Source organism: Amycolatopsis sp. CA-161197, from assembly GCF_050942255.1.
Classification (GTDB): Bacteria; Actinomycetota; Actinomycetes; order Mycobacteriales; family Pseudonocardiaceae; genus Amycolatopsis.
In genome coordinates, this window is record NZ_CP192059.1 from 4,508,675 (window position 1) to 4,531,558 (window position 22,884).

Below are 22,884 nucleotides of genomic sequence, written 5' to 3' on the forward strand. Positions count from 1 at the left end.
TGCGGAAAGTTACACGCCTGCAGCTTAGGTTAACGAACCGTAAATAGTACCTCCGATTAGACCGCTGCCACTGCCGACAATGGCGCCAACCTTTCCTCCGAGCTCAGCGCCGACAAGAATTCCAGCAGGCCCTGCGGCAATCCCGCCGACGATGGCGCCTCCGACGACGCCGAGAGCGGTTCCTAGCCCGACTCCGGCGCCCACCCCCTTCACGAGATTATCAAAGCTGAATGCACCGGTGGGGTCGCTTGCGTTGATGGGGTCGTTGTGGGCGTAGGCGTAGTGGTTGGTTTCTTGGCCGGTGGGGTCGGGGGTGAGGAAGCGGCCCCAGCCGGGGAAGTACCAGCGGTAGCCCAGCAGCATGTCGCTGCCGTACTGGTACTGGCCGAGATAGTGGAAGGGGTTGTCGCCGGCGGAGGTGCCGGTGCTGGTGTTGCCGCCGTAGGGGTCGTAGCGGTAGCTGGCCGCGAGGGCGCCGGTGGTGGAGACGAGGGCGACGACGCTGCCTTGGTAGTCGGTGACCAGGTTGTAGCGACTGGTCGGGGTTTTCTCGGTGACGACGGTGCCCTGGGGGTCGCGGGTGATGCTGGTGCGGGCCCCGTTGTGCACGGCCTGGGTCAACCCGAGGGCGGTGGTGGTGAATTGGTCGACCGTGGTGCCGGCCCCGGCGGTGTGGAACGTCAAGCTGCGGGGCTGGGTCTGGTCGAGGGTGTCGTAGGTGGCGGTGAAGCTGCTGCCCGCGGCGTCGGTGGAGGAGGTGTACTGGCCGGTGTCGTTGTAGTTGTAGGTCTCGGTCGGGCTGGTCGCACCGGTCAGGTTGCCCGCGGTGTCGTAGCTGCGGGTGCGGCCGTCGTTGACGAGTTCGTCGGCGGCGTTGTAGGTGAAGGTCGCCGAGCCGAGCGTGGTGATGTTGCCGGCGTTGTCGTAGGCGTAGTTGCTTCCGGCGGCGGTCTTCAACCGCTGCAGGGTGTCGTAGGTGTAGTTCGTGGTGCCGGACGCGTCGGTCTTGGATTGCATCTGGTCGGAGTCGACGCCGCCGGTCTTGGTGTAGTTGTAGGTGGTCTGCAGCAGTTGGGTGCCGGCGCTGTTTTTGACCGTGAGGCTGGTCTGGCGGCCGGAGTTGTCGTAGCCGTTGGTCTGGCTGCCGGCGCCGGGCCAGGTGATGCTGGTGCGGTGGTCGGCGTTGTCGTAGCCGAACGTGGTGGTCTGCCCGAACGGATCCAGCAGCGAGGTGAGCCGGTTCGCGGCGTCGTAGCCGTACGTGGTGGTGCCGCCCGGGTCGGTCATGGTCTTGAGGTTGGTCGCCGGGTCGTAGGTGTAGCTCAGCACCTCGGTCGGGGTGGTGCCGTCGCTGCGGGTGTCGGTGCGCAGCAGGCCACCGGTGTCGTAGGTGAACGTGTGCACGGCGGTCGCGGTCTCGCGGCGGGTGAGGCTGCCATTGTTGTCGTAGGTGTCGGCCTCGAGCACCACGCTGCTGCTGTGCTTGGTCACCGAGACCACACGGTCGAGCTTGTCGTAGCCGTAGTCCAAGCGGATCCCGCGCCCATCAGTGACCGACGCGACCCGCGAGAGCGAGTCGTAGGTGTAGCTGGTGGTGCCCAGCGGCGTGGGCGGAGTGACGGTTTTGAGGTTGCCGACGTTGTCGTAGTCGTAGCTGGTGACGTGCCCGTTGCCGTCGGTGCTGGTGTCGACCAGGCCCGAGGGCTGGAAGTACGTCAGGGACTGCAGATCGGCGTTGAGCCCGTCGGAGTGGATGGTCTTGACGTTGCCGGCCTCGTCGTAGGTGCAGGAGATCTTGTCCCCGGGCCGGGCCGGTCACCGTCGTGGGCAGGTGCGGGTGAGTCGTGTCGGTGTAACCCACGCTCGTCTTCGCCCCGGTCGGCAGCTGAGTGCCGATCAGGTTGTTGAGCGGATCGTAGGTGTTCGTGGTCGAGTTGTTCAGCCCGTCGACCGTGGTCTGAACGTCACTGTTCGTGGTCCACTCGGTCTTCTGCTCGTGCCCGAGCGCGTCGACCGCCGAGGTCTGCCGCCCCTGGGTGTCGTAGTGATACGTCACCGAGTGGGAGTTCGGGTCGGTTTCGGTGGTTTGCCCGCTGCCGTAGCCGAAGGTGGTGTCCGCCGCCCCGGCCTGCCGGGGAATGCTGACCTTGCTCACGCGGTGGGAGGTGTCGTAGGTGAAGGTGTAGGTCTTGCCGTTCGGGTCCTGGATCGTGTTCAGGTCACCGGAGGGCCACCAGGTCAGGTGCATCGAGGCGCCGGAGCGGTCGGTGAAGTCGGTCAGCTGACCGGTGGTGTTGTAGGTGTAGGTCGCCGCGGCCGTGCCGGTCGGGTCCGTGATCGCCGAGACCAGCCCGTTGGTGTAGCCGAAGCTCGTCACCCGTCCCTGCGAATCGGTGATCGAGGCGGTGGTGCCGTCGATGTTGTAGCGGGGCGTGACGGTGTTGCCGCTGCGGTCGGCCTGCGACAATAGCCAGCCGGCCGGGCTGAACGTCCAGCGCTCGTTGGAGCTGTCGAAGATCAGGCTGTACTTGCCGTCCGATGCCTTCGACAGCTCCGCGTGTACCCCGGGCGCTTCGGTGTAGGTGCCGTCAGCTTGGTGGGCGAAGGTGGCGCAGTAGCCGGAGTCGCCGTGCAGGACCACGTCGCTGCCGTTGAAGGTGAGCCCGATGTCCTGTCCGTGGCTCAGTGTCCACCCGGTGCCGAAGCTGCCATTACCGGCGCGCTGGTTGTTGTAGACCTGCGACAGCGACAGGTTCTCGCCGGTGCCTTTGATCGTGAGCTGGCGCTGGGTGATGGTCAGGTTCCCGTCGTGGGTGTTGACCAGCGCTTCCATCCGGTCGGAGATCTGGAACCGCTCCAGCGGGTACTGCGGCAGCAGCCCGGTCTCGTTCGCCCCGCACGACGACACCGCCGCCGCGGCGAAACCCGGCTTGTAGCCCGGAAGCCAGGCCGCGGTCGGCGGCTGACCACCCGTGGGTGTGTGGTTCACCGTGGCCGGCGGGGTCCACACCGTCGACGGCGGAGCCACCGTGCGCGCCTCGGCGGACGCCACCTGCGGTACAGCGACCACCAGCGCCCCCAACGTCACAGCGGTAACGGCTAACGCAGATCTATGCCTCATCATTCTTCCCCTCGAACGACGTGAGTGCAGCCTCAACCGCGCCCCCGAACCCGCCGATCTCCCCAGGCCAACGACCACCCCGGAACTCCGGCCACGCGGCGAGGGATCCATCGCCACCGAATGTTGCTTCGTGACAGCAACCACTCGATACGACCTGTATGCCCGGCTAGTCCCAACGCCTGACGTAGGCCAAATGCATCAGCGCACGGTCGCACACATCACCGAATGCTCAGCCGCATCGCGCGCCGCCGGCTTCACCCCCCGCCACGGGCGACGCGCCCCTTGGACACGTCGCCGGGTCGGCGTCGTCACCGGAAATCCCGCGAGCCGCTGGCGAGGCTTTTGAGGTCTACTGGCGTGACCTGGTCGGCGACCAGCGACACGGTGCCCTGCCCGACCTGAGCGATCCCGCGCACGAGCAATGCCGAGTTGTTGAGCCACATGTTCCGGCATTTTCGCCACAGCCCGACCGAGACGATCACGTTCGCCATGCCGGTTTCGTCTTCGAGGTTGAGGAAGGTGATCCCGCCCCGCGGCCGTGGTGGACACCGGGGCCTGTACATGATCAGCTTGTAGACGAGGTTGCGGAATGGTTCGTCGGTGGGGTGGATGCGCGTGCGGTTCCTGAATAGCGGCAGCGCGGTGTAGTCGCTTTGGGTGATCGTCGCGGCGACGATGAGCGAGGCGCAGTGCCGTTTGCGTGGTCCCCAGTCGGTGTGGTGGCGTTGAAGCACGCCGTGTTCGGCTTCGGCGCGGCGGAGTGGCTCAGCGAGGGCGTTCCAGTCGGCCACAGTTGTCCTGGACGGATTCCGGCGATTGTCTCGCGGATCCGGTGCGGCATTTCCCGCGTGACCGCCTTTTCGCCGCAACGGCATCCGATCCGGTGACCTCGGCGGCCCCAGGGATCTCGATCGGTGGGTTCTCTGGTTCTGGCGTGATCACTTCGTCACACGAACAGGGAGGGCCGATGAACCTGCTCGGCGGTCCCGTGCCGGTCAGACCGGGCACCACACTTGTTCAGGTGGCCGGCACTTCGCCGGGGAATGCGGTTGCTGTCCATTGTCGAGGCCCGCCGAAGTCCGCGCTGTAGGAGGCTGATCATGTGCGACGTCCGCGTCCCGTCTTCCGTGGGCAGGTGGTGACTGTGGCGGAGTTGTACTTCCCGTTTCCCGTCCACTCCGAGATCGGGCACGAGGATTACGACCGGGAAGCCGCGAAGTGGTTATCCCGATACAGCGACCTACCGCAGGAGCAGGTGGATGCGATCGTGCGGTCACGCACGGCTGCGGTGATGGCGTTCCTGGCGGCTCCGGCGAGCGCGGAGCGTCTCAAGCCGACCGTGGTGTGGGGCCCGGTGTACTTCCTTGTCGACGACATCCTCGAAGCGGCGTCCACCGAGGAGGCCGCGATCATGGCCGCCTGCGGTCAGCGCATATGGGACGACCCGGACGCGTCTGCGCCCGACACCCCGATTACCGCCATGGTCCGGCAGAACGCCCGGGAACTACTGGCACTGGCAACACCCGTACAGCGGCAACGGTTGAGGTCGGCCCATCAGAGGTACTTCGCCGCGATCGTCTCGGAGCACCTGCTCGAGGCCGCGACACAACCGCCGTCGGTGGAGGTGTACACCGCAGTGCGCGAAGCCGCGTCCATTATGCCCGCAATGTCGGCGGTAGTGGAGTTCGCCACCGGGATGGAAATTCCCGAGCACGAATTCCACAGTCGATCGGTCCAGGCGTTCCTTCAGACCGTTCATCTCGCTACGAGCTGGGGCAACGACGTCGCCACCATCGCCAAGGACTTCCGGGACGGCCACCACAACCTCGTCACCGTGCTGGCCCATCGAGCCGGCTGTGGCGTCAAGGACGCCGTCAATGAAGCAATCGCAGTGATCAGCAGCGTCTTCTATGCGATGGACATGTTGTCCCGAGAACTGATGCGTGAGGGCGGGCCGGCGCTGTGCGCGTACGTGCGGTCCATGATCCGCATGGAGGGCGCGTTCATCCCATGGCAGCTTTACTCCTCGCGATACTCGGACGTGCTGGCCGACGACCCCCTGACCACCACCGACACCGCCCCCGACGGTGTCGAGACACCACCGGACATCGCGGCGATCGCCTGGTGGTGGGACCACCTCCCCGTGCGGGACGCGGCATGACCGCGCCGACGCTGACCGAGGCGCACCGGATGCTGCGCCGCTACTCCACCACCTGGTACGAACCGACCCTGGCCATGCCGGCGGGGTTGGACGAGGCGATCACGGGGGCCTACCTGTGCCTGCGCGCGATCGACGAGATCGAGGACCACCCCGAACTCGGCGCGGAGGATCGCAGCGCCCTGCTGCAAGGAGTTGCCCGCGCCCTGGAGTCCTCGATCACCGACCCCCGGCTGGACCGCGTGTTCGCCCCGCACCGCGAAAGCCTGCCCGAGGTCACCCTGCGCCTGGCCGAGTGGGCGGCGGTGATCCCGGACGGCATCGAAGCCCGGGCGCTGGAGACCGTCGCCGTCATGGCCGCCCGCATGTCCGCCTGGTGCCGTCCGGGAGTGACCATCCGGACCGAGCAGGACCTCGACCGCTACACCTACGCCGTGTCCGGCACCGTCGTGATGCTCTACAGCGACTTCTGGTCCTGGTACGACGGAACCGACACCGACCGCACCAACGGACTGCACTACGGCAGGGCGCTCCAGGCGGGCAACATCTACCTCGACCACGACGAAGACCTCACCCGCGGCGCGGACTACTGGCCGAACGGCTGGCACGGGACCGAGATGATCCGCTACATCCGCAGCAACCTGGCCGGCGCGCACGCCTACGTCGAAGACATGCCCGAGGAGAGCCACGCCCGCCGCTTCTTCGGACCGCCCCTGCAGCGTTACCTGGGCAAGCTGGCCGAGGTACAGCAAGCAAGCTGCGCAGGGTAACCGATCTTGTCAGGCTGCTTGCGGTGCCGCGAAGGAGCAGCCTCCGCGGAGGGCATCGGCGCCCGCTCTGCGGTGGCGTCGAGTTGCCGGCAGCCCACCCCTACCGTGGCCAGCCGCCCGCGAGGGCCGGCGTGAATGTGGGCCTTGAGCGGCTGAGGCTTCAACCCGAAGGCGTGGCCCGCGACCGCCGAACCCGTGCCCGCCCGGGGTGAGTCCGCCTTGCGCGCGGGGGCCCGGTTTGCGCACGCTGGGAGTTTCGCGCCGGTCGTTGTGCGCCGTCCGGCTGTTGACAGCGACGGAGTTTGTGCCGGTGACCGGGTGCTGCCACACGGTGTTCACGCCGGTGGTTCTTTTCCGATCCCCGCTGGTGGGGTGCGATGGCAACGCCCCCGGCGACCCGGTCCGGGGACGGCGTTTTCGGAGGCTTCGCATGCGTGTCCTCGTTCGCTCGGTCACCGCGGTCTGGGCCGCTGTCGCGCTCGTCGGCGGCGGCATCATCATCACCGGCGGCGTGGCCGAGGCCGCGACCTGCTCCCGCTCGTACCTGCCGCTGCCCGACCCCGGCTGCACCCCGGGCGTCTACTACTCGGCGGTCACCCAGTCCACCATCCACAGCACCATCTGCGTGTCCGGCTGGACCGCCACCGTGCGCCCGTCCACGTCCTACACCAACGCGCTCAAGGTGCAGGGCATCGCCGACTACGGCTACAGCGACACCAACCTCGCCGACTACGAAGAAGACCACATGATCCCGCTCGAGCTCGGCGGCTCGCCCAAGGACCCAGGCAACCTCTGGCCCGAGCCCTACGCCGGCACCCAGACCGCACACACCAAGGACGGCACCGAAACCAAGCTGAAGAACGCCGTCTGCGCCGGCACCATCACCCTGTCCGCCGCCCGCACGGCGATCAAGAACAACTGGACCACCGCCCTGCAGGTCACCGGCATCGGCTGAGCCCGCACCGCAGGGTCATCGCTCCCGTCAGCGTCACAGGCCTGCGGCCCACGCCGCAGGCCTGCCCCAGCCTCCCTGCGTGAAAGCCCGCGTGACGACGGCGTCGAGCAGCGCAGATGCCGTGAACGCCACACCGCGCGGCGCATGTCGAGCACCGTGACGCCGGGGGGCGGCCTACGGTCGTGGCGACGACGCAAACGCGGACACGCAGTCGTGACTCGGCCCCGTCCCAGATGCTGTTGAAGGTCGGATTCCGATGGCAGCGCGGCTACGATTGACGGATTCTCCGGGTAAGGACGGCGGCGGGCGGATGTTTCATGTGGTGGTGACCGGGGAGCTGCGGCGGTGGACGGTCGAGGTCGGTGAAACCGATGCGAGGTTCACCTGGACGCCCCTGCAGGTGGGCCACACGGCGGCCAACACCGTGCCGCGCGCCTGGGACGGTCATGGCCTCGGTGTGCCCGCGCACGACGTCCCCGTGCTCAATTCCGCGCTCAAAGAGATCATGAAGACGCCCGCGTTCTGGCAGGCCTACCGCAGCGCCGGGCGTGGCGCGGCGCAGGTGTGGTCCGAACCCCACACCGACCCCGACGACGGATTCGTGTACGTCACCGGGCCCTGCGGGCTCCCCTCCGAGGTTGTCGGGTACCGGCCGGTATCGAGCTTCACGCTGGACCTGGCGGACCTGCGGGGACTACGGATCCGGCTGGCCGCTCACCTGCACGACCACCTCGTCGGAGCGTGAACGTCACCAGGCTGCGCCGTAGTCCCGGACGATTCGCCCACTGTCCGCCATCGTGGTCTCCCCGCACTCCGCGGACCCGTGTGCGCCCCCAGCGCTGGAGGCGACCGTAACCCGAACGCCGTAGCGGCGACCGGGAACAGTGCAGGTCACCGCCGGGCCGGCGGTGGCGCGGCGGCGCATCACCGCGATCGCCAGCGACGGGGCGAGCGGCTCGGCCTCGACGTCGCGGCGCCACGCGGCCAGCAGCCGCGTCAGCCGGTCCGGAACCGGGCTCTGGGAACTCACACCAGGTGGTCGCCGCCCACCACGCGCTCGTTACTCGCCGGTGTCGCGGTGCAGGCGCCGGTTGGCCTCCTCCTCGTGGGCCATCGCCGCTTGCAGCGCGTGCAGCAGCGACGCTACGGGCACCACGAGGTAGTCAGTCCCCGGAACGCTGGCACATCTCGGCGTCGTCGACCATCCTCGTGCCCTATCGCGAGTGCTCTATCTCGGACGATGCGCCTGGTTTCACCACCGCTACGACGTGCTGCGGCGCCGCGTGGGGCAGGCACCCGATCACCGCATGACCCGATCACCGCATGGCCGGACCATCATCGACGGTGCACGTACGCGGGCGGCGACGCCGTGATTGGCGAGGTGACGCCGGAGTTCGTTTTTGACGAGCGTTGCCACCCGCAAGGACCGCGTGAGCGAGCGCAGCGGCCGCGGCGTGCCAGGACGGCACCACGAAGCCGTGAACCGTTCGCCGGGCTCGGCGTCCACGAGAGACGGACCGACTCGAGGCGGGATTGCGTGTCTGATCCCACCGTGGTCCTGTCCACGATCACTGGCGCCGGCGCTGGCCTGGTTGCGATCGTCGGCGGTTTGCTGGTTAACCGTTTCGTCGGGCTCGACAGCGAACAGCAGGGCGCGGAGGGGCTATTCGAGCAGGCCGAGGAACGACTGGCCACCGTGCGTGAGCGCGCGAGGGAAGCGCGGTGGGCGTGGACCTCATTCGAGGTCGGCGTGTTTCTCGACAATCGCGACGTCCAGGCCCTGATCCGGGACGGGATCAGGGAGATGGCCGATCTGGAACGAGCCGTCGAGCTGTCTACCCCGCTCACTACCGACGAGTTGCAGCCCCACTTGACGGCCACGGGTGAGGAGTACGACCGCGCTCGCGAGTTCTTCGACGAGGCGCTCCAACCGGCAGACAAACTGAGTGCCGAGCAGTGGGTGGAAGGCAGTAGCTGGTGGCGCCTCCGCGCTGCCCACCGGGCGCAGCTTCCCATGATTGAGCGGCCCTCGACGTGGGGAACGGCGTTCGATTCGCCCTCGACCTCGCCACGTCATGACCGGCACGTCGAACAACCCCGCGAGTTGTAGCCGCGCGGACCAGGCTCCCGGCACGTCAGTTCCGGGCCCGTCAGGCGGGTTCGCGGCCGAGGAGGGTGGCGCGGCGGTGGAATTCGTAGAGGCCGTCGAACACCGGGCCCGTGATGGCGAGGTCGCGTCGTCGGTGCGGATCATGGACAGCCCGCGCAGGACGACGTCGAGGCCGGGGGCTTCGGGTGCGTCGTAGCGTTCGTCGTCGAGGTCGGCTTCGTGAATGATCTGGGCGACGCGCCAGAGGACAGGATCGTCGAGGTGGTAGTGGCGCAGGATGGTTTCGAAACTGCAGTCGCCTTGGTGGTGGCCAAGTTCGACGCCGCGCATGTCGAACGGGGTGGCGTCGGCGGGCACGTCGGCTGGGTCGCTGACGAAGACGAACTCGGCTTCCGCGTCGATGTGGCGGCGGATGAGCCAGGCGCAGGCGGCGCGGTCGATGTGGATGTTGGCGCGGGTGGCCCACTTCACGAGGGTTGCTCCTCCGGCTCGGTGATGGGCTGGGCGAGGGCGTCGACGGCGGCGGTGGCCTGGTCGCGTTCGACGGGTGGGAAGTAGTCGCGGCGGTGGATGCGGCGCAATTCCGCGCGCAACCGGCGGGTCAATGACAGCCGGGCGGGCTCGTCACACGCGGCCGCGGCGGTGGCTTCGGCGGTGACTTTCGCGTATTCGGCGGCGCGGGCGGTGGCCATGGCGGTGGCCAAGTCGCGTTCGGTGGTGGTGGTGCCGGGGTGGGCGATCCAGATGGAGGCGCTGCCGCCGGCGTCGAGGATTTCGTCGGCGATCCAGTCCAGGTGTTCGCGGGTGCGGGCGTCGGCGGGGAGGGCGATGAGGCCGTCGGAGATCTGGGCGACGCCGAGCCGTTTGAGCTTGCGCCAGATCGTGATGCGGGGTGTGGAGGGTTCGCGCGGGATCCGGTAGGACAGCAGCACCCACTCACCGGGCATACCCGGTCCAGACGCTCGGGCCACCCCGACCACCCCTTTTCGCCGCATACGAGGGCACCATCCTATGCACTGTAACCTTGGTTGCGTCGGATCTGGTGACGTTAGGCGGGAGAGGCGAGTGCGATGAGGCTGGCCGCGCGGTCTCGGTGGCTGCTGGTGGCTGCGGGTGCCGTGGTGGTGGCGCTGGTCGTGGTGCTCGTGGTGGTCCTGCGCGGCGGCGGTGGGCTGCCCTCGTCGGCGCCGCTGCCGTTGCGGGCGGCCGGCGAGGTGGCGTTACCGGGCGACGACTCGCGGTTTGACTACGCGAGCCTGGACGCCGAGCGCGGTCTGCTGTTCGTGGCGCATCTGGGCGCCGGCGAGGTCATCGAAGTCGACATCCACGCCCACCGGGTGGTGCGCACGATTCCGAACCTGTCCCAGGTGCATGGGGTGCTGGTGGTGCCCGCGCTGCACCGGGTGTTCGCGACCGCGACCGGCGCGAACCGGATGGTCGCCCTGGACGAGGACACCGGCGCCGTGGTGGCTCAGGCGGCGACGGGTGAGTATCCCGACGGGCTGGCGTATGACCCGCGGCGGGGTGCGATCTGGACGACGAACGAGTCCGGTGGGTCGGAGACGGTGATCGACGCCGCGAGCGGGGCGGTGCGCGGCACGGTGATGTTGGGCGGCGAGGTCGGCAACGTCGTCTACGACCCGGCGAACGACCGCATGCTGGTGGACGTGCAGGGCCGCGACGACCTCGCCGTGATCGACCCGGCGAGCCTCGCCGTCGAGAAGCGAGTGCCGCTGCCGGGCTGCGACCACGACCACGGCCTCGCCCTGGACACCACGGACCGGCTGGGGTTCGTGGCGTGCGACGGCAACGCGACCCTGCTGACGGTGGACCTGACCGGCTGGCAGGTGACCGGAACCGCGCCGGTGGGCGAGGATCCGGATGTGCTGGCCTACGACCAGGCCGCCCGTCGGCTGTACGTGGCCGCGGAGAGCGGCCCGGTCACCGTCCTGGACCTGCACGGCCGGACATTGGACGTGGCCGGGGCGGGTCATCTAGCCGATGGCGCGCACGTGGTCGCGGTCGACCCGGCCACACATCACAGCTTCTACCCGGTGCCCGCCGGGGCGGACGGCCGTCCCGCGCTCCTGGAGCAAGCGCCCGTCGGGTAGCGCGGGATCGACCGTCCACTTCGGTCAGGTAGCCGGGCGCAGGTTGGTGGCGTCCAGCGCTGGGCGGAGTGCCTTGGCAAGGGTGACGCCGTCGTCGACGGCCCAGAAGTGCATGTAGAACGGCCGGGGTTGCTCGGTGAAGCTGTGGTTGTGCACCTCGACCAGGTCGATGCCGCCCTTGCGCAGCGCCTGGATCACCTTCTGCACCTCGGGTGCGGTCATCACGAAGTCGCCGTTGATCGCGGCCTTGCCGCCGCCGACGGGTTGGAAGTTGATGCCGGTGGTCACGCCGAACGTCGGCGGCAGGACGTGGCCGTCGTCGGTGAGGGTCTCGGCGCGGGCGATGGTGAACTTGTCGATCCCGCCGTCCGCGGTTCCCTTGCGCCCCAACGCCTTGTCGATACCGGCCGTGTCCAGATGGACCGGCGGCTGCGGACCGGAGGGTGCGGCGGCCGGCGGGATCGCGGTGGCGTCCAGCGCGGCCTTGATGCCTTGGGCGAGCACAGTGGGATTGCCGCTGATGGCATCGACGTGGGTCCACCAGACCGGCGGGTCCTGCTGCAGCAGGTGTTTATGCAGTGCGGTCTGCTCGATCCCGTGCGCCTGCAGGGCATCGGTGACCTTCGGCAGCTCCGTCTCGGTGACGACCAGGTCGCCCATGAGCACGACGCCGTCGCGGTATTTGGCGAACGCGGCATAGCCACCGAGGGACAGGCCGGGTTTGATCGCGACGCCGTAGGAGGTGACGTGCAGATCGGTGCGCGGCAGCGGAATCCGGTAGACGGTGTTGTTGTCGCCGAACGTCCCGGTCCGGCCCAGGGTGTCGGTGACGGGTTTCCAGTCCGCCTCGGTGGTGGGAATCGGCTGGTTATGCCCGTGGCTAGCGTCGCTGTCGATCTCGGCGTCGGGAGCAGCTGCCGTAGTGGCTGTCGTGGCGCTGCCGCAGGCAGCGAGCGCGAGCAGCAGCATCGCTGTCAGCGGCGCGACCGCGCGGCGGGCCGCACCAGCGGTGATGAACGGCATGTCGTTGTCCTCCTCAGGTGGTGTCCGTTGGCGGGGCGCGGGTCAGCCCTCGTCGCCGTCACCGTCGCGGTCGGGGAATCCCGTGCCCAGGACGTGGAAGCCCTGGTCGAGGAAGACCTCGACAGTGCTGTGGTCGGGTTTGGTGACGAGCACGCCGTAGGCGGCGTGGCCCCCCTCGTTCTGTGCCTCAACCGCACCGGCCGTGCCACCCGGGACCGTTCGGACCGCGGCGGCCTGGGCCTGGTCGGCCGCTGTACCGGTGACCTCGTCGCCGCCGACCGCGGAGGCGATACCGACCGCGCCACCACTGAGCACGAGCACTCCGGCGGCGACACCGATCCCGATCTTCGTCCTGCGATTCATCGCTCTACCCCTTCTTCGATCGTGTGCAACCGTGGTTGCATAGGTCATGCGTAGTGGGTGCAGATGAAGCCGCGATGAAGACGACGCGGTGGTCACCCGCCGGGGGTGCGACCCTGCCCGGGAGGGGCGCCGAAGCGGAGGTGATGGGCGGATGCGGGTGCTGGTAGTGGAGGACGAGCCGAAGATGGCCGGGCTGTTGCGCCGGGGCCTGGCCGAGGAGGGCTACATGGTCGACGTGGCGGCCGACGGGCCCGGCGGGTTCGCGGCTGCGGCCGGGCGCCAGTACGACGTGGTGGTGCTGGATGTGATGCTGCCCGGATACTCGGGATTCGAGGTTTGCCGGCGGTTGCGCCGCGACGCGGTGTGGGTGCCGGTGCTGATGCTCACCGCGCGCGCCGCGGTGGCCGATCGGATTCACGGCCTCGACGGCGGCGCGGACGACTACCTGGCCAAACCGTTTCACCTGGCCGAGTTGTTCGCCCGGCTGCGCGCGCTCGGGCGCCGCGGCCCGGCGCTGCGGCCGCCGGAGCTGGCCGTGGGGGACCTGCGGGTCGACCTGGCCGGGCGTCGCTGCTTCCGCGGCGATACCGAGGTCCGGGTGACGGCCAAGGAATTCGCGCTCCTGGAAGCGTTCCTGCGCCACCCCGGCACGGTGCTCACCCGGGAGGTGCTGCTGGAGCGGTGCTGGGACCTCGCCTACGAGTCGCGGTCCAACGTCGTCGAGGTCCACCTGCGCGGGTTGCGGGAGAAGATCGACCGCGCCTTCGGGGTGGTGTCGCTGGAGACCGTGCGCGGAGCGGGCTATCGGCTGCGCACCGATGGCGGACGAGCGGACCCACGACCATGAACCCACGGCGCTGGCCGGCGCGGATCCGGCTGACCGCGGCGTTCACCGTGCTGATGGCGCTGGTGCTGCTCAGTGTCGGGTTCGCGACCGTGGCCCACACCCGATCCTCGCTGGACGCCTCGATCACCGAGGCGCTGACCTACCGGCTGCACGACCTGCAGCCGACCGCCGCCACCGCAAGGCCGGTGCTGTCCGGAGTCAGCCGCGACACCGGCGAACAGGTCCTCGACCCGACCGGCCACCTCGTCGCCGCCTCCCCAGAGGTCCCGGACCGGCCGCTGCTCACCGCGACGGAGCTGACGTCGGCCCGGAACGGCCCATTGCTGGTGGATCACGTCGTGGCCGGGACGCTGGACGCGCCGGTGCGTATCGGCGCCGCCCCGACCAGTGACGGCAGCCGGATCGCCGTGGTCGCGGTGACCCTGTCCGACCGGGACGCCGCGGTCGCGGATCTGCGCCAGGAACTGCTGATCGGGTTCCCGCTCGTGCTGCTGGCCGCCGCGGCCGGGGCGTATCTGCTGGCAGCCGCCGCGTTGCGTCCAGTGGAGCGGATGCGGGCCCGCGCCGCCACGATCACCGCCGACGCCGCGGAGCCGCGTCTGCCCGTGCCGGCCACCCGGGACGAGATCTCCCGCCTGGGGACCACGTTCAACGACCTGCTCGACCGGCTGCACACGGCCCTGCGCCGCGAGCGGCAGTTCGTCGCCGACGCCAGCCACGAGCTGCGGACCCCGCTGAGCCTGCTGACCACCGAACTCGAACTCGCGCTGCGCCGACCCCGCAGCACGCGGGAGCTGACCGCCGCGCTGGGCTCGGCCTTGGAGGAAACCGGGCGCCTGTCCCGTCTGGCCCAGGACCTCCTGCTGCTGGCCCGCACCGAGCACACCGGCACCCCGCGCCGGCACGCCGAAGCCCACGAGGTGCGCCCGGTGCTGGAATCGCTGCTCGCCCGCTACCGCGCGACCCTCGGCGAGGACGTGGTGATCGTGAACTGTGCGCAGGGGCTCGCGGTCCGCGCTGACCCCGATGACCTCGACCGCGCGGTCGCCAACCTGATCGACAACGCCGCACAGCACGGCCGCGCACCGATCACGATCACGGTCCAGCCCGCCTCCACCAGCCGACCGGAGGACGCGGTGACCGTCGAGGTCGGTGACCACGGCCGCGGCTTCGACCCCGCCTTCCTGCCCCACGCCTTCGACCGGTTCACCCGCGCCGATGACGCCCGCACCAGCGGCGGCACCGGCCTGGGCCTGGCCATCGTCGCCGCCCTGGCCCGCCGTAACGGCGGCCACGCCACAGCCGCCAACCATCCCGACGGCGGCGGCAGCGTGACTCTCACCTTGCCCGCCGCGCTCTCCCCGATCACGGTATCCGGATGAGTACGCCCCGCGGCTTTCTCCTCGACCAGGTCACCGTGATCCGCGGCCGGGCCCGGCTCCTCGACACGATCAACGCCCGACTCCCCGCAGGAGCGTGCACGGCCGTGGTCGGCGCCAGCGGGGCCGGCAAATCCACCCTGCTGCGGCTGCTCAACCGGCTGGAGGACCCCAGCACCGGCCAGATCCTGCTCGAGGGTGTCGCGCTCACCGAGCTCGATGTGCTCGCGCTGCGGCGCCGGGTCGGGCTGGTCGCCCAACGGCCGGTGCTGCTCACCGACCTCGTCGCCGACGACCTGCGCGTCGGCCGCCCCGAGCTCAGTGACAACGCCATTCGGGACCTGCTGGCGCAGGTCGGGTTGCCCGCCGGCTTCGCGCAGCGCCGCACGAGCGCGCTCTCCGGCGGCGAAGCACAGCGGGTGTGCCTGGCGCGGGCGTTGGCCGTCGAGCCCGAGGTGCTGCTGCTCGACGAGCCGACCTCGGCACTGGACGGGGTGAGCAGCGGCGTGATCGTCGAGGCCGCCCGCGGCCACATCGCCGCGGGTGGGACGGTGGTGCTGGTCAGCCACGACCTCGCCGTGGTGCGCGGTATCGCCGAGACTGTGCTGGTCCTCGACCACGGGCGCCTGGTCGCCCACGGCCGCCCTGAGGAGATCGAGTATCTGGAGGCCGGGTGATGACCGGGGTCTCCGTACCGAGCTGGACGGGCGTGGTCGCCTCGCTGCTGCTGGTCGCCCTCGCCGCCGCGGTGGCCTACCGGCAACGGCTGCACCTGACCCGCGAGCTGGTCATCGCCTCGCTGCGCGCCGGAGTGCAGCTGGTCGCGGTCGGCGCGCTGCTGCTGGTGATCTTCGCCCGCACCGGGCTGCCCGGCGCGTTCGCCTGGGTCACGATCATGATCCTGGTCGCCGGGCAGGTCGCCGGGCACCGCGGCGCCGGCCTGCCCCGCGCCCGCACGGCGGCCACCGCCGGAGTCGCCGCCGGCAGCGTGGTCACCCTCGGCGCGCTGCTCGCGCTCGGCGTGATCTCCACCGAGGCCCGCGTCGTGGTCCCGGTCGGCGGCATGATCGTCTCCGGCGCCATGCAAGCCGCCGGCGTTACCCTGCGCCGGCTGCGCGAAGACGCCCACGCGGCCCGGCCGGCGATCGAGGCCCGGCTCTGCCTCGGGCTGCCCGCCCGCGAGGCCTTCCTGCCCCACCAGCGCTCAGCGCTGCGCACCGCACTGCTGCCGGCGATCGACTCCACCAAGGTGGTCGGACTGATCACCCTGCCCGGCGCCATGACCGGGCTGATCCTGGCCGGAGTCGACCCCCTCACCGCGATCCGCTACCAGATCGTCGTGATGTACATGCTGCTCGCCGCCACCGCGCTCGCCGCCCTGGCCGTCGCCCGACTGGCCGAACACGCCCTGTTCGACCACGCCCACCGCCTCGTCCCGCTCCCCCCAACACCGTGAGGCCCGCATGACAGCAGAAATCTTCAGCGCCGCCCACATCGCCCTCACCGCGGCGATCACCGGCGTCCTCGCCTACGCCGCAGCAGCGTGGCGGCTGCCCCGCCCGGCCTGGCTCGACGTGGCGGCCGTCGGCGTGCTCGCCGCAGGATCCGTGTTCCTCTGGCGGATCTCCGCGAACATGCCCGCACTCAACAGCGACGGACTGCCCGGGTTTTCCGCCAACGACTGGCTCGCCCCCGTCGCGACCTACCTGTTCCTCACCGTCTACGCCGACCTGCGCCCACCCGCCGATGTCCGCCGCTACGGCCAGGCCCGCGCGCTGGCCGTTCTCGCCTCCCTGGCCGTCAACGTGATCACCATCTGAAACCAGCGACACCACCCTCGCCCTACAAGTGCAACCATGGTTACAGTCGGCAGATGAGCGATGCGACGCCGACACCCGCAGACGGCCAGACGGACCCGGTGCGCCTGCGGCGCGTGCTGGGGGTATTTCCTGCGACTGGGCACCATCGGGTTCGGCGGCCCGATCGCCACCGTCGGCTACATGCAACGCGACCTCGTCGAACGCCGCGCCTGGATCGACCGCCAGGACTTCCTCGACGGCGTCGCGCTCGGCCAAGACCATGCCCGGCCCGCTGGCCGCCCAGGTCGCCATGTGGGTCGGCTACCTGCGCCGCGGCAGCCTCGGCGCGCTCGCCGTCGCACTGGCCTTCATCGCCCCCTCTTTCGTGCTCGTAGTCGCCGTCGGCGCGCTGTACTCCCACTACTCGGGGCCCACCCGTGGTGCAGGCGCTGTTCTACGGCATCGCACCCGCGGTTATGGCCATCATCACCATCGCCGCGGTCAAACTCGTGCGCCTCACCGACCGCCGCGACTGGCGCCTGTGGGCCATCAGCGTCGCCGTCTTCGCGCTCACCGCGATCACCGGCTCCGAACCGATTCTGGTCATCATCGGCGCCGGGCTGCTGATGATCCTGCTCGACGCCCGCCCCCGCCTGCACCGGCCGCGCCGACGACGGGGCGACGACGGCGTACCGCCGCCCGCGAGTGATGAACGCCCGTCGCGGTTCATCCCGTTCGCGCTGCCCTCCGGCGCGCTGGGCGCCGCGCTCGGCGGTGGGACATTGCTGTCACTGGGCCTGTTCTTCCTCAAGACCGGGGCGATCGTGTTCGGTTCCGGGCTGGCCATCGTCCCGCTCCTGCGCGAGGGAGTCGTCGACCAGCACCACTGGCTCACCCAAGGCCAGTTCCTCGACGCGGTCGCGATGGGCCTGATCACCCCCGGCCCGGTCGTGATCACCGCCGGGTTCATCGGCTACATCGTTGCCGGCCTGCCCGGCGCGATCATCGCCACCGTCGCGATCTTCATCCCGATCTACCTCGGCGTCATCGTCCCTGGCCCCTGGTTCCTGCGCCACCGCGACAACAACCAGGTCAAAGCGTTCGTATCGGGGGCCACCGCCGCCGCGGCCGGCGCCCTCTCCGGTGCCGTCGTCGTCCTCACCCGCCAAGCCGTCACCGACTGGCCCACCGCCGCCATCGCCCTCGTCACCCTCGGACTGTTGTGGCGCTTCAAAATCGGCGAACCCTACATCGTCGCCGCCGCCGGAGCGCTCGGCATTCTGCTCCACTAAGGACCATCCAGAAGGGACACCGGAACCGATGTTGCCCTGCGGTGTCATCACCGACTTGGCCGCGCTCTCAGCCATCCTCGATGTCGTCCTGTCCTCGTCGTAGCCCACGTACGCCACCCCGGCACGCTCGCCCTCGCTGCGCTCACGCTGCTTCTTGACCTTGGACCGCTACGCCTCGGGCGCGTCGTCCGGGTGGCTCGCCCAGCGGGATCGCCCCGGGCCGTTGTGCACGCGCGGGCCTTCGGCGTTCGGTGTATATGGCGAACAGACGCGACGGCTCCGGACGCGACACGCACCCAGGACCAATCCCAACTGCTGGCAGAGCACGCCGTACTAGTGTTCCAGTACTACTCCACAGCAGTCGTGACCGCTTCGGCGGTCAATGCCGATCTGCCCCGTGTCGGCAAGGCGGTGCTCGCGGCGAACGGCGGCCAGGGCATCGCGAAAACGTGCTCCTTCCAGGTTGTGACGTGCTCGGGGCTCGACTGGTGGTCGCACCCGGTAGCCGCGTTCGGTGTGGTGCCCGCGCTGCGGGGCGTCGGCGCGGTCGCGGAACCGTACGACTCGCACGGCGTGGGGGTTATAGCCCTCGCGTTCGGCCCGCCGGCGGATGGTGCGCGGCAGCGGATGCTCGTCGACGGCGGTGACGCCGGGCTGGGTGATCAGCAGCCACATTCTGCGCACGGCCTGGCCCCAGGCCACAGTGGTGTTCTTGGCCTGGTCCCATCCGAGGTCGGTTGCGGCGACGTTCTCGCTGCGCAGCACCGCACCGCTGGGGGTGGTCTCTGATCACGATGCCGCCGCACCGAACTTGCGAACACCACGAAGCCGGACTCCGCGGGCACGTCCTCGGGGCGCAGGGTGTTCGTCCACAGGAACTGTCTTTGCGTAGAAGCAAGGGGAAGAGTCTCCGCAACATCGCTCGTGTTATTGGTGGGAGGTGTGGATCTTGTCGTCGGCGGCCGTGTCGGCGAGCGGGTGTGAATTTACGGCGATGCCATGTTGGGTGTGGCACAATTCAGGTTAGCGCGAGTGAACTGTCCGTTTGCCGTCGGATTACTTTGCGCTTTTCGGGTTATTCGGGAGAAATCTGGCGACGTCCGGCGGAATCGCGCCTGTGGAAACCATGCGTTCACGGGATGGCCATCCCCGGTATCGGCGTTGTCGGCCGGCGGAAATTAGCGTCTGTGCGTCTCCTTCACCTCCGAGCAAAGGAGAGGGCAAGCGCGTGTGTTGACCGCATCCGGGTGTTCTTCCGCCCGGGCGTCTTCGGCGTTTGTCCTTTGTGAACACTCCCCGCCACGAAAGGGACGACCAGACAATGCAGGTAACGCGCCTCAGACGACGTGCCGAGAAGCCTGCGCTTCTCGGCCGCCGCGGCGGCCGATGGGTCAGCATGGCCACGGCCGGACTGTCCGCGATCGGCCTCGTCGCCACCGGAACGGGGATCGGTTTCGCCCAGACCGAGCTGTTCGGCACCGACCAGGTGGGCGAGACAACCGACAACGGTCAGGTCGTGTCCGCTGACCAGTACCTGGCCCCCTACGGCGACCGGATGCTCGTGCCCAAGGGCAAGATCATGTCGTCCACTACCAGCCCGGACGGTGCCCACCTCGCGGCGCTGACCACGGACGGCGGCATCGCGCTGACGATCGTGGATCTGAAGAGCTGGACAGTGCAGCAGACGATCGGCACGGACAAGTCTGCCAACCTGGTGATCAACAACAACAACGTCGGGCAGGAAGGGCCGTTCTACAGCCCGGACGGCACGTCGCTGTGGATGCCGCAGCTCAACGGCATCGACCGCTTCCCGGTGAACGCCGACGGCACCGTCGGCGCGCCGAGCTTCATCGCGATCGCCGCGAACGGGTCGAAGAAGGCGCTGCCCTCGGGCCTGGTCTTCTCCGCGGACGGGACCACGGCCTACGTCGCAGTCAACGGCCAGAACCGGGTGGCCGCGATCGACACGGCGACCGGGACGATCAAGCAGACCTGGAACGTGGGCATCGCGCCCCGTGGCATGGTGCAGGTCGGCTCGAAGCTCTATGTGAGCAATGAGGGCGGGCGACTGGCGCAGCCCGGTGACATCACGATCAACTCCTACGGCACCCAGGTGCCGGCCAACCCGGACACCGGTGCCTCCACGAGTGGCACGGTCAGCGTCATCGACCTCGCGAACGCGGCCGCGGCGCCGGGGAGCATCGACGTCGGGCTGCACCCGAGCGCGGTGTACGCCAAGAACGGCGCCGTGTTCGTCACGAACACGGCGAGCGACGACGTGTCGGTGATCGACTCGGCCAAGGACAAGGTCGTGCAGACCATCGCCACGCAGCCGTGGCCCGAGGCCTCGGTGGGCTACGAGCCGGACGCGGTCACCCTGACCGGCGACGGTCACCTGCTGGTGACGCTGGGCCGCGCGAACGCCGTCGCGGTCTACAAGTACACGAGCGCGCAGGAGCCGGTCAGCTACGTCGGCCTGCTGCCGACGGACTACTTCCCGGCCGAGATCACCACCGTCGGCGACCAGGTCGTGGTGTCCAACACCCGCGGCGTCGACGCCCGCCGCTCCGCCGGCCCGGCGCACGGCACCCACGACACCACGTCCAGCCTCACGCACTTCACGCTGCCCGGCGACGACGTGATCAAGGGTGAGACCGGCACGGTGTTCACCCAGAACGGCTGGCGCGGCAACTCGGTCGCCACGGCTAACGGCACCGGCAACACACCCCCGATGCCGGTCCCGGTCAAGCTCGGCGACCCCTCGTCGATCAAGCACGTCTTCCTGATCGTCAAGGAGAACCGGACCTACGACCAGGTCTACGGCGACCTGCCCCAGGGCAATGGCGACCCCTCCTTCACCACCTACGGCCAGAACGTGACGCCGAACCAGCACGCGCTGGCCGAGCAGTTCGGGCTGTATGACAACACCTACGACATCGGCACCAACTCCGCCGAGGGCCACAACTGGCTCATGCAGGCCGACAACCCCGAGTACACCGAGTCCTCAGCCGGTGAGTACGAGCGCAGCTACGACACCGAGGACGACGTGCTCGGCCACCAGAAGTCCGGCTTCATCTGGACCGGCGCGCAGGCCGCCGGCCAGTCCGTCAAGGACTACGGCGAGTTCCAGTCGCTGGAAACCAAGCCGGCCGGCGGGACGTGGCAGAACTACTACTGCGACGCCAAGAACATGGCCGCGACCGGTGAGCCCAGCGCCTACCCGATCAAGGTCGGCTCGGCGATCCCGTCGCTGAACCAGGTGTCGGTGCCCGGCTTCCCGAAGTTCGACACCAGCGTGCCCGACGTCTACAAGGAGCAGGTCTGGCAGCAGGACTTCCAGAAGAACGGTCCCGCGAACCTGAACATGTTCTGGCTCTCCAACGACCACACCGGTGGCCCGGCCAGCGGCCCGGCGCAGGTCGCCGACAACGACCTCGCCGTGGGCAGGATCGTCGACACGATCTCGCACAGCCCGTACTGGAAGGACTCCGCGATCTTCGTGGTCGAGGACGACTCCCAGGCCGGCTCGGACCACGTCGACGGCCACCGCGCGCCGATCCAGATCATCAGCCCGTATGCGCAGCACGCCGTGGTGGACAACCACTATTACTCGCAGATCACGATGATCCGGACCATCGAGCAGATCCTCGGGATCCAGCCGATGAACCAGAAGGACAGCGCAGCGTCGCCGATGCGTCAGGCCTTCACCCCGAAGCCCGACTTCACGCCGTTCACCGCGGTCCCCAACCGGACCTCGCTGACCGCCGGTGTGAAGACGCTGCCCTCATGCGGCGCCGACGTGCCGGCGCCCGCGAACCCGGCGGCCGCGCCCGTGCCGTCGACCGTGGTGCCCGCGGACAAGCAGCAGGTCGCGGCCCAGTGGGACACCTGGAAGTCCCAGCAGCACCTCACCGGCCCGAACGCCGTGCCGGACTCCGCCAACCCGGCCCAGATGAACCACTTCGACTGGTACGAAGCACACGGGTGGGAGCAGCCCTACCCGGGTGAGAAGAAGGTCTACGCACCCAACGATGTCCCGGGTTCCTACCTCCCCTCGGCCGACAACGACGGCTGATAGCTGATCGATTACCGGAAGGCCCCCGTCCGATCCCGTCGGCCGGGGGCCTTCCTCCGCCTCGCCTCGACCTTCCAGACGCGAAGGCAGTGGCCGGAAACCCGCGCGGTGCTCAGCCTTCCCCGGCATGACGCAGCTCGACCGGCACCTCGACCATTCGGCCGCTGGGGACTCGATGGTTTCCCGCCAGTACCCGCCCGACATCGTCCTCGAGCCGCCCTGGAGATTTCCACCAATCCCGCCAAGCCGACCCAGACGTCCACCCCGCGTGAACGGCGGTGGACGTCCAGTACGCGACCACCACCGGTAATGGGCGGCCGGTCTCGTCGGACTCGGTGTCTCTCCCTTCGACCGCGCCGACCACGCGGCCCGTCGGTCGGCCTCGATGAGCAGCTCGGTCAGCTGCGGCCGTGGCAGCAGGTCCACCAGCTGCAGGTGCAGCCGCTCAACGGCGTCGGGCACGGCCATCGCCGAGAGCTTGGGAGACGACGATTCCCGCCTTTGTCGGTCATCCGGACCGGCCCGTCACCGGAGGCGAGCAGCGGTTCCAGCTCGCCGAGCGCGGCGTGCAGCTGCTCTCCAGCGCCTCGCCCGCCGAGGGCGAGACGCCCACCAGGGCGCTGTACTGGGCCCGCTGTCCCTCCCACCGCTGCGCGGGGAGCGGGGCGATCGCCGCGCGCGCCTCGCCCTTCCCGGTCGTCGCGGTGGTCTTTGAAGGTGGCGGTGGAGTCCAATTTTGTGGCCAAGCGTGTGAGCGTCAGGCTTGACGGATGGACATCGAGCGGACGGCGGCCGGGCACCTGACCGCTGGACACGACGTGGACGCGATCGTGCAGAAGGGGGACGAGCGGGAGCTGATGGTGCTGCGCGAGACGTACTTC

The 22,884-nt window shown here is 69.3% G+C and carries 21 protein-coding genes and 2 pseudogenes; 14 read left to right on the forward strand and 9 right to left on the reverse strand.

Annotated elements, in window-relative coordinates:
• Positions 1 to 24: 24 nt before the first annotated feature.
• From ACQPXB_RS21575 to ACQPXB_RS21585, 3 genes are all read right to left on the reverse strand, one after another.
• Positions 25 to 1,530, reverse strand: a complete 1,506-nt coding sequence (locus ACQPXB_RS21575) for an RHS repeat-associated core domain-containing protein (RefSeq protein WP_432855104.1) — start codon at positions 1,528 to 1,530, stop codon at positions 25 to 27.
• Between the two features lie 16 nt (positions 1,531 to 1,546).
• Positions 1,547 to 3,082, reverse strand: a complete 1,536-nt coding sequence (locus tag ACQPXB_RS21580) for a DUF6531 domain-containing protein (RefSeq protein WP_432855107.1) — start codon at positions 3,080 to 3,082, stop codon at positions 1,547 to 1,549.
• A gap of 347 nt (positions 3,083 to 3,429) precedes the next feature.
• Positions 3,430 to 3,912, reverse strand: a complete 483-nt coding sequence (locus tag ACQPXB_RS21585) for an OB-fold nucleic acid binding domain-containing protein (protein ID WP_432855110.1) — start codon at positions 3,910 to 3,912, stop codon at positions 3,430 to 3,432.
• A 353-nt stretch (positions 3,913 to 4,265) separates the two neighbouring features.
• Here ACQPXB_RS21585 and ACQPXB_RS21590 point away from each other — a divergent pair, with 353 nt between their 5' ends.
• The 4 genes from ACQPXB_RS21590 (at position 4,266) to ACQPXB_RS21605 (ending at position 7,749) form a co-directional block, all read left to right on the forward strand.
• Positions 4,266 to 5,282, forward strand: a complete 1,017-nt coding sequence (locus ACQPXB_RS21590; RefSeq protein ID WP_432855113.1) for a terpene synthase family protein — start codon at positions 4,266 to 4,268, stop codon at positions 5,280 to 5,282.
• Positions 5,279 to 6,049: a squalene/phytoene synthase family protein gene (locus ACQPXB_RS21595; protein WP_432850578.1), complete on the forward strand. Its 771-nt coding sequence runs from the start codon at positions 5,279 to 5,281 to the stop codon at positions 6,047 to 6,049. The genes ACQPXB_RS21590 and ACQPXB_RS21595 overlap by 4 nt, the downstream gene beginning before the upstream one ends.
• Positions 6,050 to 6,479: 430 nt before the next feature.
• A complete protein-coding gene (locus ACQPXB_RS21600; protein ID WP_432850580.1) occupies positions 6,480 to 7,004 on the forward strand; it encodes a hypothetical protein in 525 nt (174 codons plus the stop codon).
• 325 nt (positions 7,005 to 7,329) lie between these two features.
• Positions 7,330 to 7,749 (forward strand): hypothetical protein, encoded by a 420-nt coding sequence (locus ACQPXB_RS21605; RefSeq protein WP_432850582.1) that lies wholly within the window; start codon positions 7,330 to 7,332, stop codon positions 7,747 to 7,749.
• A gap of 3 nt (positions 7,750 to 7,752) precedes the next feature.
• Here ACQPXB_RS21605 and ACQPXB_RS21610 read toward each other — a convergent pair whose 3' ends face one another.
• From ACQPXB_RS21610 to ACQPXB_RS21620, 3 genes are all read right to left on the reverse strand, one after another.
• Complete coding sequence (locus ACQPXB_RS21610; protein WP_432850584.1) at positions 7,753 to 8,034, reverse strand: hypothetical protein; 282 nt, start codon at positions 8,032 to 8,034, stop codon at positions 7,753 to 7,755.
• Between the two features lie 705 nt (positions 8,035 to 8,739).
• Positions 8,740 to 9,585 (reverse strand): chromate resistance protein ChrB domain-containing protein, encoded by an 846-nt coding sequence (locus ACQPXB_RS21615; protein WP_432850586.1) that lies wholly within the window; start codon positions 9,583 to 9,585, stop codon positions 8,740 to 8,742.
• Positions 9,582 to 10,061 (reverse strand): Chromate resistance protein ChrB, encoded by a 480-nt coding sequence (locus ACQPXB_RS21620; protein ID WP_432850588.1) that lies wholly within the window; start codon positions 10,059 to 10,061, stop codon positions 9,582 to 9,584. Before ACQPXB_RS21620 ends, ACQPXB_RS21615 begins: the two co-directional genes overlap by 4 nt.
• A gap of 123 nt (positions 10,062 to 10,184) precedes the next feature.
• Between ACQPXB_RS21620 and ACQPXB_RS21625 the strand changes: the two genes are divergently transcribed.
• Complete coding sequence (locus ACQPXB_RS21625; RefSeq protein WP_432850590.1) at positions 10,185 to 11,225, forward strand: YncE family protein; 1,041 nt, start codon at positions 10,185 to 10,187, stop codon at positions 11,223 to 11,225.
• Positions 11,226 to 11,249: 24 nt separating this feature from the next.
• On the opposite strand, the gene ACQPXB_RS21630 is transcribed toward ACQPXB_RS21625, so the two are convergent.
• Together ACQPXB_RS21630 and ACQPXB_RS21635 are read right to left on the reverse strand one after the other, a co-directional pair.
• Entirely contained in the window at positions 11,250 to 12,248 is a 999-nt protein-coding gene (locus tag ACQPXB_RS21630; protein ID WP_432850592.1) for a DUF1259 domain-containing protein, read from the reverse strand.
• Between the two features lie 42 nt (positions 12,249 to 12,290).
• A complete protein-coding gene (locus ACQPXB_RS21635) occupies positions 12,291 to 12,611 on the reverse strand; it encodes a PepSY domain-containing protein (protein ID WP_432850594.1) in 321 nt (106 codons plus the stop codon).
• Positions 12,612 to 12,762: 151 nt separating this feature from the next.
• Here ACQPXB_RS21635 and ACQPXB_RS21640 point away from each other — a divergent pair, with 151 nt between their 5' ends.
• From ACQPXB_RS21640 to chrA, 8 genes and pseudogenes are all read left to right on the forward strand, one after another.
• Positions 12,763 to 13,458, forward strand: a complete 696-nt coding sequence (locus ACQPXB_RS21640; RefSeq protein WP_432850596.1) for a response regulator transcription factor — start codon at positions 12,763 to 12,765, stop codon at positions 13,456 to 13,458.
• Positions 13,455 to 14,840: a sensor histidine kinase gene (locus tag ACQPXB_RS21645; RefSeq protein ID WP_432850598.1), complete on the forward strand. Its 1,386-nt coding sequence runs from the start codon at positions 13,455 to 13,457 to the stop codon at positions 14,838 to 14,840. The genes ACQPXB_RS21640 and ACQPXB_RS21645 overlap by 4 nt, the downstream gene beginning before the upstream one ends.
• The gene (locus ACQPXB_RS21650; protein ID WP_432850600.1) at positions 14,837 to 15,514 is read left to right on the forward strand and encodes an ABC transporter ATP-binding protein; all 678 of its coding nucleotides are present in this window, start codon (positions 14,837 to 14,839) and stop codon (positions 15,512 to 15,514) included. The genes ACQPXB_RS21645 and ACQPXB_RS21650 overlap by 4 nt, the downstream gene beginning before the upstream one ends.
• The gene (locus tag ACQPXB_RS21655) at positions 15,514 to 16,293 is read left to right on the forward strand and encodes an ABC transporter permease (RefSeq protein WP_432850602.1); all 780 of its coding nucleotides are present in this window, start codon (positions 15,514 to 15,516) and stop codon (positions 16,291 to 16,293) included. The genes ACQPXB_RS21650 and ACQPXB_RS21655 overlap by 1 nt, the downstream gene beginning before the upstream one ends.
• A gap of 7 nt (positions 16,294 to 16,300) precedes the next feature.
• A complete protein-coding gene (locus ACQPXB_RS21660) occupies positions 16,301 to 16,657 on the forward strand; it encodes a hypothetical protein (protein WP_432850604.1) in 357 nt (118 codons plus the stop codon).
• Between the two features lie 60 nt (positions 16,658 to 16,717).
• Positions 16,718 to 16,894: pseudogene (locus ACQPXB_RS21665) on the forward strand (chromate transporter); the annotation flags it as partial.
• 22 nt (positions 16,895 to 16,916) lie between these two features.
• A pseudogene (locus ACQPXB_RS21670) lies at positions 16,917 to 17,048 on the forward strand (chromate transporter); the annotation flags it as partial.
• A gap of 25 nt (positions 17,049 to 17,073) precedes the next feature.
• Positions 17,074 to 17,928: a chromate efflux transporter gene (gene chrA, locus ACQPXB_RS21675; RefSeq protein ID WP_432850606.1), complete on the forward strand. Its 855-nt coding sequence runs from the start codon at positions 17,074 to 17,076 to the stop codon at positions 17,926 to 17,928.
• 333 nt (positions 17,929 to 18,261) lie between these two features.
• On the opposite strand, the gene ACQPXB_RS21680 is transcribed toward chrA, so the two are convergent.
• Positions 18,262 to 18,693 carry a hypothetical protein gene (locus ACQPXB_RS21680; protein ID WP_432850608.1) on the reverse strand — a complete coding sequence of 144 codons (432 nt, stop codon included), beginning with the start codon at positions 18,691 to 18,693 and terminating at the stop codon, positions 18,262 to 18,264.
• 631 nt (positions 18,694 to 19,324) lie between these two features.
• Here ACQPXB_RS21680 and ACQPXB_RS21685 point away from each other — a divergent pair.
• Positions 19,325 to 22,003 carry a bifunctional YncE family protein/alkaline phosphatase family protein gene (locus tag ACQPXB_RS21685; protein WP_432850610.1) on the forward strand — a complete coding sequence of 893 codons (2,679 nt, stop codon included), beginning with the start codon at positions 19,325 to 19,327 and terminating at the stop codon, positions 22,001 to 22,003.
• Positions 22,004 to 22,884 lie beyond the last annotated feature (881 nt).